Here is an 8,949-nt window from a genome sequence, read left to right as displayed (position 1 = left end):
CCCGCGTGGGCGGCGCCGCCCGCGGGGGCCGCGCGGGTGGGGCCCCCCCCCCGCGCGGGGGGGGGGGGGGGGGGGCGGCCCCCGCCCCCCCGCCCCCCCCCCCCCCCCCCCGCCGGGCCCCACTTCTCACCTCTCGCGCCATCGACGCCCCTGAGGGGCGTCGGCGCGTCCGACCGCCCGTCAGGCCTCGACGACCACCGGGACGATCATCGGGCGGCGGCGCAGGCGGTTGGAGACCCAGCGCCCGATGACGCGGCGCATGACCTGCTGGAGCTGGTGCGTGTCCGTCGCGCCGCCGGCGATCGCGTCCTCGAGCGCCTTGACGACCTCCGGCTGGATGTCCTGGAACACCTTGTCGTCCTCGGCGAACCCGCGCGCGAGGATCTGCGGCCCGGCGAGCACCTTGCCGGTCGCGGAGTCCACGACGGCGAAGACGGACACGAAGCCCTCCTCGCCGAGGATGCGCCGGTCCTTGAGCTCGGCGTCGGTGATCTCGCCGACGCTCGACCCGTCGACGTACACGTAGCCGCACGGGACCGCACCGACGACCGACGCCTTGCCGTCGACGAGGTCGACGACGACGCCGTCCTCGGCGAGCACGACCCGGTCGGCGGGCACGCCCGTGCGGACCGCGAGCGCCCCGTTGGCGACGAGGTGGCGGACCTCGCCGTGCACGGGCATGACGTTCCTGGGCTTGAGCACGTTGTAGCAGTAGAGGAGCTCGCCCGCGCTCGCGTGCCCGGACACGTGCACCTTGGCGTTGCCGCCGTGCACGACCCTCGCGCCGAGACGCGTGAGCCCGTTGATGATGCGGAAGACGGCGTTCTCGTTGCCCGGGATGAGCGACGACGCGAGGATCACGGTGTCGCCGTGGCCGACCTGGACCTTGTGGTCGCCGTTGGCCATGCGCGACAGCGCCGCCATGGGCTCGCCCTGGGAGCCGGTGCACATGAGCACGATCTCGTCGTCGCGCAGGGAGTCGACCTTCTTGAGGTCGATGAGCACGCCCTCGGGCACGTGGAGGTACCCGAGCTCGGCCGCGATGGTCATGTTGCGGACCATCGAGCGCCCGACGAGCGCGACGCGGCGCCCGTGGTGGTGCGCGGCGTTGAGGACCTGCTGCACGCGGTGCACGTGCGAGGAGAACGACGCGACGATGATGCGCTTCTCCGACGCGGCGAAGACGTTGTCGAGCACCGGACCGATCTCGACCTCGGGCGTGACGAACCCAGGGACCTCGGCGTTGGTCGAGTCGACCATGAACAGGTCGACGCCCTGCTCGCCGAGGCGTGCGAACGCCCGCAGGTCGGTGATGCGCCCGTCGAGCGGGAGCTGGTCCATCTTGAAGTCGCCCGTGTGCAGCACGGTCCCGGCGCCGGTCGTCACGGCGACCGCGAGCGCGTCGGGGATCGAGTGGTTGACCGCGACGAACTCGCAGCGGAACACGCCGAGCTGCTCGACCTGGCCCTCCTTGACCGCGAGTGTCACGGGCGAGATGCGGTGCTCCTTGAGCTTCGCCTCGACGAACGCGAGCGTGAGCTGCGACCCGACGAGCGGGATGTCGCGGCGCAGGCGCAGCAGGTACGGGACGGCGCCGATGTGGTCCTCGTGGCCGTGCGTGAGGACGATCGCCTCGATGTCGTCCAGCCGGTCCGCGATGTAGTCGAAGTCCGGGAGGATGAGGTCGACGCCGGGCTGGTTGTCCTCGGGGAAGAGGACGCCGCAGTCGATGACGAGCAGGCGCCCGTCGTACTCGAGGACGGCCATGTTGCGGCCGACCTCCCCGAGCCCGCCGAGGGCGACGATGCGCAGCCCTCCGGTGGGGAGCTCGGGAGGCAGGGAGAGTTCGGGGTGGGGATGGCTCACGGGGCCTCCTGTCGTGGCTGAGCCGGGGGTTTCGAGGGCTCCTGCCCTCGCTAGTTCGTGGGTGCGGCGGCGCCCGCCGCGGTGGTCGCGCCGGCGAGCACGCCCGCGGCGGCGAGGGCGTCGCGGACCAGCGCGACGTCGTCCTCGGTCGCCGCGACGTTCGGCAGGCGCAGGAAGCGGTTGTCGGTGACGCCGAGCAGCTCGACGGCGGCCTTGGCCATCACGGCCTGGAAGCCCGCACCGTTGAGCGCGTCGATGACGGGCGTCGTGGTGAGGAAGACCTCGAGCGCGCCCGCGTGGTCGCCCGCGTCGAAGCGGCGCACGACCTCCGCGAACGGCCCGGCCACCGCGTGCCCGGAGACGGAGACGATGCCGGCCGCGCCGTGCGCGAGGAACGGCAGCAGCAGGCCGTCGTCGCCGCTGTAGAACGCGAGACCGGTCGCGGCCGCGAGCTTGGCGGCGGCGTACACGTCGCCCGTCGCGTCCTTGCTCGCGACGACCCGGTCGTGCGCCGCGAGCCGCGCGTACGTCGCGGGCGCGATCCGCACGCCCGTGCGTCCGGGCACGTCGTAGAGCATGACGGGCAGGTCGGTCGCGTCGGCGATCGCCGTCACGTGCCGGTACACGCCCTCCTGGCTGGGGCGCGAGTAGTAGGGCGAGACGACGAGGAGCCCGTCGGCCCCGGCCTCGGCCGCCTGCTCCGCCATGCGCAGGGCGTGGTCGGTGTCGTTGGACCCGGCACCGGCGACGACCGCCGCGCGGTCGCCGACCGCGTCGACGACGACCCGCACGAGGTCCTGCTTCTCCGGCGCGTGCGTCGTGGGCGACTCGCCCGTCGTGCCGCTCAGCACCAGGCCGTCGTTCCCGTCGTCCACCAGGCGCTTCGCGAGCCGGGCCGCCGCCGCGAGGTCGACGGCGCCGTCGGGCGTCATCGGGGTGACCATGGCGGTGAGGACGGCACCGAACGGGCGCGCGGGGGTGGCGGGAAGGACCATGTGCACAAACTACCGTGCGGCGCGTCCGGGCACCGCGCCCGTCCAGGCCCGGGGCCGTGCCCCCGACCACCGCCCGGGTGCGCCCCCGCGACCCCGAGGGCGATACTCGGAGCATGTCCCGCCCCGCCTCGACGTCGAACCTCTCCCCCGCGCTCGTCGCGCACGTGCCCACGGGGTTGCTCGTCGACGGCCACTGGGGCCCCGCCGAGGGCGGTCGGACGTTCGAGGTCGAGGACCCGGCGACCGAGGAGTCGCTCTTCGACGTCGCCGACGCGAGCCCCGCCGACGCCCTGCGCGCCCTCGACGCCGCGCACCGGGCGGCGCCCGCGTGGCGCGCGACGCCCCCGCGGGAGCGCGGCGAGGTGCTGCGCGCCGTCTACGACCGGGTCGTCGCTCGGGCCGACGACGTCGCCGCGCTCATCACCGCCGAGTGCGGCAAGCCGCTCGCGGAGGCGCGCGCCGAGGTGCTCTACGGCGCGGACTTCCTGCGCTGGTACGCCGAGCAGGCGGTGCGGGCCGAGGGCCTCGCCCGCACGGCACCCGCCGGGGGCAACCGGCAGATCGTCTTCCGCCGGCCCGTGGGCCCCGCCCTGCTCGTCACGCCGTGGAACTTCCCCATCGCGATGGCGACGCGCAAGATCGGCCCGGCGCTCGCGGCCGGCTGCACCGTCGTGATCAAGCCGGCGCGACTCACGCCGCTCACGACGGCGCTCGTGGCCGAGGTCATCCGGTCCGAGCTCGCCGACCGCGGGCTGCCGACCGGCGTCGTCAACGTCGTCCCGTCCTCGCGCGCCGCGGACGTCACCGGGCCGCTCCTCGCCGACGGGCGCCTGCGCAAGCTGTCGTTCACGGGCTCGACGGCCGTCGGGCGCACGCTCCTCGAGAAGTCCGCGCCCCAGGTGCTGCGCACCTCGATGGAGCTCGGCGGCAACGCGCCGTTCCTCGTCTTCGCCGACGCCGACCTCGACGCCGCCGTCGAGGGCGCGCTCGTCGCGAAGCTGCGCAACGCGGGCCAGTCGTGCGTCGCCGCCAACCGCTTCCTGGTGCACGACGCCGTCGCGCGCGAGTTCGCCCAGCGGCTCGCCGCCGCGTTCGAGGGCCTGCGCGTCGGCCCGGGCGCGCAGGACGGGACGCAGGTCGGCCCGCTCATCGAGGCGAAGGCCGTGGACAAGGTCGCCGAGCTCGTCGACGCGGCGTCCGACGGCGGCGCCCAGGTGCTCACGGGCGCCGACCGGCCGCGGACCACGGGGTACTTCTACGCGCCGACCGTGCTGTCCGGCGTCGACCCCGACGCGCGCGTCGTCACCGAGGAGATCTTCGGGCCCGTGGCGCCCGTGGTCGCGTTCGGCGACGACGACGAGGGCCTCGCGCTCGCGAACGGCACCGAGTACGGGCTCGCCGCCTACGCGTACACGTCCTCGCTCGACCGCGCCGTGCGCGTGTCCGAGGAGGTCGAGGCCGGGATGATCGGCATCAACCGCGGCCTGGTGTCCGACGCGAGCGCGCCGTTCGGCGGGGTGAAGCAGTCCGGCCTCGGTCGCGAGGGCGGCGAGGCGGGCCTCGAGGAGTACCTCGAGACGGTCTACGTCGCGCTCTGACGCCCGCCGCTCGTGGTGCTGCGGGCGTGATCGGCCTCGTCGGGCCGTCACCTGGCGTTGGTAGCCTGACGCTCCCCTGCCACCGACTCCCGGAGAGCCCACGCCCGTGCCCTCGTCGCCCGCGTCGACCATCAGCCCGAACGTCCCCTCGCCCAGCGCCCGCGTCACGACCGTCGGGTACATGATCTTCGCGTCCCGCTGGCTCCAGGCACCGCTCTACTTCGGCCTCATCGTGGCCCAGGTCGTCTACGTCTGGCAGTTCCTCAAGGAGCTGTGGCACCTCATCGTCGGCGGGTTCACCGGCGAGCACACTGTCGAGGACCCCGCGACGCACGAGATGGTCTCGCACGCGTTCGGCGCCGAGGAGATCATGCTCGCCGTCCTCGGGCTCGTCGACGTCGTCATGATCTCCAACCTGCTCATCATGGTCATCGTCGGCGGTTACGAGACGTTCGTGTCGCGCATCCGGCTCGACGGCCACCCGGACCAGCCCGAGTGGCTGAGCCACGTCAACGCGAACGTGCTCAAGACCAAGCTCGCGATGTCGATCATCGGGATCTCCTCGATCCACCTGCTGCGCACTTTCATCGAGTCGTCCACGGGCCGGATCACGGGCGACGTCATGATGTGGCAGGTGATCATCCACCTCGCGTTCGTCGTCTCGGCCCTCGCGCTCGCGGCGATCGACCGCATGTCCCTCACCGCGCACCAGCGCGCCGCCAACGCCGCCGCGGCGGGCGAGGGCCCGGCAGACCCGCACGCATGAGCCGGCCCGACGACGTCCCGCGCCCCGACGCCGAGCCCGACGCCCCCGCGTCGCTCGACGCCGAGGTGGAGGACGCCGTCGAGCACGCGGTCGAGGACGAGGTCCGCGCCGCGGTCCGCCAGGCCGTCTCGGTGTCCGTCGCGACGGGGCTGTACGGCATCTCGTTCGGGGCGCTGTCGGTGGTCGCAGGGCTCGACGTGGCGCAGACCATGGCGCTGAGCCTGCTCATGTTCTCGGGCGGGTCGCAGTTCGCGCTCATCGGCGTGGTCGGCGCGGGTGGCGCGCCGACCGCCGCGATCGCCACCGCGGGCTTCCTCGGGGTCCGCAACGCTCTGTACGGGGCGCAGCTCGGCCCGCTGCTCGCGCTGCGCTCGTGGCACAAGGTCGTCGCGGCGCAGTTCACGATCGACGAGTCGACCGCGGTCGCGACCGCCCAGCGCTCGCGCCGCGCCGTCCGGGCGGGGTTCTGGTGGACAGGCGTCGGCATCTTCGTGCTGTGGAACGCCATGACGCTCGTCGGGGCGCTCGCGGGCGACGCGCTCGGCGACCCGCGCGCGTGGGGGCTCGACGCCGCCGCGGCGGCCGCGTTCCTGGCCCTCCTGTGGCCCCGCCTCGCAGCGCGCGCGATGCAGCTCACCGCGGCGGCGGCCGTCCTCGTCGCGGTCCTGCTGATCCCGGTCGCGCCGGGCGGCGTCCCGGTGCTCGCCGCGGCCGCCGTCGCGATCGTCATCGGACAGGTGGACGCGCGGCGTCGGCGCGACCCGTCGGGAGGGTCGTCCGCACCGCCCGCCGACGGGCGCCCCGGGAAGGAGTCGTCATGACGTCAGCGACCGTCTGGGTCGTCGTGCTGGTCGCGTCCGCCGTGTGCTTCGCGCTCAAGCTCGCCGGGCACCTCGTGCCCGAGCACTGGCTCGCCGACGAGCGCGTCGCGCGCACGGCGGCGCTCGTGACTGCCGCGCTACTCGCCGCGCTCGTCGCGGTGCAGACGGTCGGCGACGGTCAGGCCCTGGTCGTCGACGCGCGCCTGCCCGCGCTCGGCGTGGCGGCCGTCGCCCTCGCGCTGCGCGCCCCGTTCATCGTCGTCGTGGTCCTCGCCGCGGCCACGGCCGCCGGCCTGCGCGCCCTGGGCTGGGGCTGACCGTCGGCCCGAGGCGTGGCCCACGTCTCGTAGGGTGACCCCGTGAGCCTCTTCCGCGAGACCGCCGACGTCTCCGTCCGCCCCGCCGTGCCCGGCGACGACGTCGCGATGACCGCGATCCAGGTCGGGGCCTGGCGCTCGTCCCACGCGGAGATCCTCGGGGCGGACGTGCTCGACGCGCTCGACACCGTGCGGATGCGCGAGCAGTGGGCCGCCGCCATCTCCTCCCCTCCGGGGCCCGGCTTCGGCGTGCTCGTCGCGTGCGTCGGTGCCGAGGTCGTCGGGTTCGCCGCCGTGGCGCCCGGGCAGGTCCTCGCGCTCGAGGTCGAGCCGCGGCACCAGCGCGGCGGGCACGGGTCGCGCCTGCTCTCCGCCGCGGTCGACCGGCTGCGCCGGGACGGCGCGGAGGAGGTCGTCACGTGGGTGCTCGACGGCGACACGGCGCGCGAGACGTTCCTCGCCGGGGCCGGGCTCGGGCCCGACGGGCGGACCCGGACGCTCGCGACCGGGGTGCGGGACGTCGTCGAGCGACGCTGGGCCGCGGAGATCTGAGGCTCGTGCGACCGTTCGTCACGCAGCCGTGACACCCTCGTGACCCGTTCGCACGCGTGACCTGCGAGGATCGACCGCCATGGGCATCCTCACCGACTACTTCTCCGCACCCGACGACGCGCAGGCCGGGAGCGCGGCACGTACGGGCCCCAGCAGCCCCGACCCGCTGACGAACCAGCCGGTGTTCCCCACGGTCGAGCTCAAGGGCATCGACCCGTTCGTCGTGCTGGGCACGCTCGCGGGCCTGCTCACCGACAGACCGTACGCCGAGGCCAAGACCGACCCCCGGCACGGCTCGCTGGTCGCGACCGCCGGCGACGAGGGGCCGTGGGTCGTGGCAGTCACCGACGAGCTCGTGACCGCGCTCGCCGCGACGACCCCGACCGCCCTCGACGCCGTCGCGGTCCGCTGGGCCGCCACCGAGGAGCTCGAGGGGTCGGACCCCGCCGACCTCGCCGAGGCGCTGCGACGGCTCGCCGAGCTGTGCGTCCGCGCCGACGACGCGGGCCACCGGCTCTACTGCTGGACCAGCCTCTGACGGGCCGAGGTGCTCCACCGGGCGTGAGGTCGTCCTCGAGGCGGGCTACGTCGCGCGGGGTGGAGCACCTCGGTCAGCGGCGGGAACGGTAGAGCGCCGCGGCCTTGCGCAGCGCCTCGCGTGCGCGACGGCGGTCGCGCGCGGCGTCGTACGCGAACGCGAGGTGGTACCAGGCCTCCCAGCTCTGCGGGTCGGCGTCGACCGCGTCGCGGTAGGGTCCGAACGCCGCGTCCGCGGCCTCCCGGTCGATCCGGCCGCCCGGCGAGCGGGGCAGGTCGTCGACCGGCAGGCGGCCCCGGGCGGCGAGGTCGTCCGCCATGCGCTGCACGGTCCCGGCGAGCAGGAACTCGCGCCCCACCAGCCCGACCACGAGCAGCGGCAGGACGAGCACACCCGCGCCGATCACCATCGCGACGGGCTCGCCCGTGCCGATGAGCGCCGCGGCACGCCCCGCGACCTGCCACACGTAGAGCGCGAGCAGGAGCGTCACGAGCACCGCGCCGACGATCGCCTTCCAGGGCCGGACGGCACCCGACCGCCCGGTCGTCCCCTCCGGACGACCGTCGTCGGCGTCAGGACCGACCGGACCGCCGGGCGCGCTCACGACAGGTCCAGCACGTTCTCGAGCCCGACGGTCAGCCCCGGTCGGCCGACGACCTCGCGGACGGCGAGCAGGACGCCCGGCATGAACGAGACGCGGTCGAACGAGTCCTGCCGGATCACGAGCTGCTCGCCCGCGTTGCCGAACAGGATCTCCTCGTGCGCGACGAGGCCGCGCAGGCGCACCGCGTGCACGCGCACGCCGTCGACGTCCGCTCCGCGCGCCTCCCAGCCGGTCTCCGTCGCGTCAGGGCTCGGCGCGACGCCCGCGTCGGCGCGTGCCGCGGCGATCGCCGCCGCGGTGTGCCGCGCGGTGCCGGACGGCGCGTCGACCTTGTCCGGGTGGTGGAGCTCGATCACCTCGGCGGACTCGAAGTACCGCGCGGCCTTCGCGGCGAACGTCATCGCGAGGACGGCGGACAGGCCGAAGTTGGGCGCGATGAGCACGCCGAGCCCGGGTGCGCCGGCCGCTGCGGTGCGGCCGAGGTGCGCGACGACGCGCCCGCGGCTCTCCTCCGTCCAGCCCGTGGTCCCGACGACGGCGTGCACGCCCGCGTCGATCAGCGCGTGGACGTTCGCCTCGGTCGCGGACGGGACGGTGAAGTCGACGGCGACGTCCGCGCCGCCGAGCGTCGCGGCCGCTACCTCGTCGCCCGCGTCGAGGCGTGCGACGAGCTCGAGGTCCGCCGCGCCGTCGACGGCGGCGCAGACGGTCGCGCCCATGCGCCCGGCGGCGCCCAGGACGGCGACCCGCAGCGGGCGACCGGGCTCCCTGCCGGGGGCGGTCGGGGCGGGATCGGGCGCGGGGATGCTCTGCTCGCTCACGCCCGTCACCCTATCGCCGGTGCGCGGGGCGACCGGCGCCACGTCCGCCCCACCGGGACGTGGGCCTGCCC

Annotated in this window: 10 protein-coding genes; 6 read left to right on the top strand and 4 right to left on the bottom strand. The window is 75.0% G+C overall.

What is annotated here, in order from left to right:
• Nucleotides 1-180: 180 nt before the first annotated feature.
• Together ACFVN3_RS09070 and dapA are read right to left on the bottom strand one after the other, a co-directional pair.
• Nucleotides 181-1,866, bottom strand: a complete 1,686-nt coding sequence (locus ACFVN3_RS09070) for a ribonuclease J (protein ID WP_378232462.1) — start codon at nucleotides 1,864-1,866, stop codon at nucleotides 181-183.
• A gap of 50 nt (nucleotides 1,867-1,916) precedes the next feature.
• Entirely contained in the window at nucleotides 1,917-2,861 is a 945-nt protein-coding gene (dapA, locus tag ACFVN3_RS09065; protein ID WP_378232461.1) for a 4-hydroxy-tetrahydrodipicolinate synthase, read from the bottom strand.
• Nucleotides 2,862-2,974: 113 nt separating this feature from the next.
• Here dapA and ACFVN3_RS09060 point away from each other — a divergent pair, with 113 nt between their 5' ends.
• The 6 genes from ACFVN3_RS09060 to ACFVN3_RS09035 all read left to right on the top strand — a co-directional run bounded on the left by ACFVN3_RS09060 (nucleotide 2,975) and on the right by ACFVN3_RS09035 (nucleotide 7,453).
• On the top strand, nucleotides 2,975-4,459 hold the full coding sequence (locus tag ACFVN3_RS09060; protein WP_378232460.1) for an NAD-dependent succinate-semialdehyde dehydrogenase: 1,485 nt from the start codon (nucleotides 2,975-2,977) through the stop codon (nucleotides 4,457-4,459).
• Between the two features lie 106 nt (nucleotides 4,460-4,565).
• Nucleotides 4,566-5,225, top strand: a complete 660-nt coding sequence (locus ACFVN3_RS09055) for a TIGR00645 family protein (RefSeq protein WP_378232459.1) — start codon at nucleotides 4,566-4,568, stop codon at nucleotides 5,223-5,225.
• Nucleotides 5,222-6,046 carry an AzlC family ABC transporter permease gene (locus tag ACFVN3_RS09050; protein ID WP_378232458.1) on the top strand — a complete coding sequence of 275 codons (825 nt, stop codon included), beginning with the start codon at nucleotides 5,222-5,224 and terminating at the stop codon, nucleotides 6,044-6,046. The genes ACFVN3_RS09055 and ACFVN3_RS09050 overlap by 4 nt, the downstream gene beginning before the upstream one ends.
• A complete protein-coding gene (locus ACFVN3_RS09045; RefSeq protein WP_264031477.1) occupies nucleotides 6,043-6,363 on the top strand; it encodes an AzlD domain-containing protein in 321 nt (106 codons plus the stop codon). Before ACFVN3_RS09050 ends, ACFVN3_RS09045 begins: the two co-directional genes overlap by 4 nt.
• Nucleotides 6,364-6,405: 42 nt before the next feature.
• Complete coding sequence (locus ACFVN3_RS09040) at nucleotides 6,406-6,915, top strand: GNAT family N-acetyltransferase (RefSeq protein WP_378232457.1); 510 nt, start codon at nucleotides 6,406-6,408, stop codon at nucleotides 6,913-6,915.
• Nucleotides 6,916-6,994: 79 nt separating this feature from the next.
• Nucleotides 6,995-7,453, top strand: a complete 459-nt coding sequence (locus ACFVN3_RS09035; protein ID WP_378232456.1) for a hypothetical protein — start codon at nucleotides 6,995-6,997, stop codon at nucleotides 7,451-7,453.
• 73 nt (nucleotides 7,454-7,526) lie between these two features.
• On the opposite strand, the gene ACFVN3_RS09030 is transcribed toward ACFVN3_RS09035, so the two are convergent.
• Together ACFVN3_RS09030 and dapB are read right to left on the bottom strand one after the other, a co-directional pair.
• The gene (locus tag ACFVN3_RS09030; RefSeq protein ID WP_378232584.1) at nucleotides 7,527-7,961 is read right to left on the bottom strand and encodes a hypothetical protein; all 435 of its coding nucleotides are present in this window, start codon (nucleotides 7,959-7,961) and stop codon (nucleotides 7,527-7,529) included.
• A gap of 92 nt (nucleotides 7,962-8,053) precedes the next feature.
• The gene (gene dapB / locus ACFVN3_RS09025) at nucleotides 8,054-8,809 is read right to left on the bottom strand and encodes a 4-hydroxy-tetrahydrodipicolinate reductase (RefSeq protein ID WP_378232582.1); all 756 of its coding nucleotides are present in this window, start codon (nucleotides 8,807-8,809) and stop codon (nucleotides 8,054-8,056) included.
• Nucleotides 8,810-8,949: the final 140 nt, after the last annotated feature.

Source organism: Cellulosimicrobium sp. NPDC057862 (genome assembly GCF_042797035.1).
In the GTDB taxonomy this organism is placed as follows: domain Bacteria; phylum Actinomycetota; class Actinomycetes; order Actinomycetales; family Cellulomonadaceae; genus Cellulosimicrobium.
Note: the sequence above shows the minus strand (reverse complement) of the source record. Positions and strands in the feature narration are given on the sequence as shown.

What these genes read in the sequence shown, in the direction of transcription:
- dapA (WP_378232461.1), bottom strand. Translation starts at nt 2,861, where the DNA reads ATGGTCCTTCCCGCCACCCCCGCGCGCCCGTTCGGTGCCGTCCTCACC.
- ACFVN3_RS09060 (WP_378232460.1), top strand. Translation starts at nt 2,975, where the DNA reads ATGTCCCGCCCCGCCTCGACGTCGAACCTCTCCCCCGCGCTCGTCGCG.
- ACFVN3_RS09050 (WP_378232458.1), top strand. Translation starts at nt 5,222, where the DNA reads ATGAGCCGGCCCGACGACGTCCCGCGCCCCGACGCCGAGCCCGACGCC.
- ACFVN3_RS09045 (WP_264031477.1), top strand. Translation starts at nt 6,043, where the DNA reads ATGACGTCAGCGACCGTCTGGGTCGTCGTGCTGGTCGCGTCCGCCGTG.
- ACFVN3_RS09035 (WP_378232456.1), top strand. Translation starts at nt 6,995, where the DNA reads ATGGGCATCCTCACCGACTACTTCTCCGCACCCGACGACGCGCAGGCC.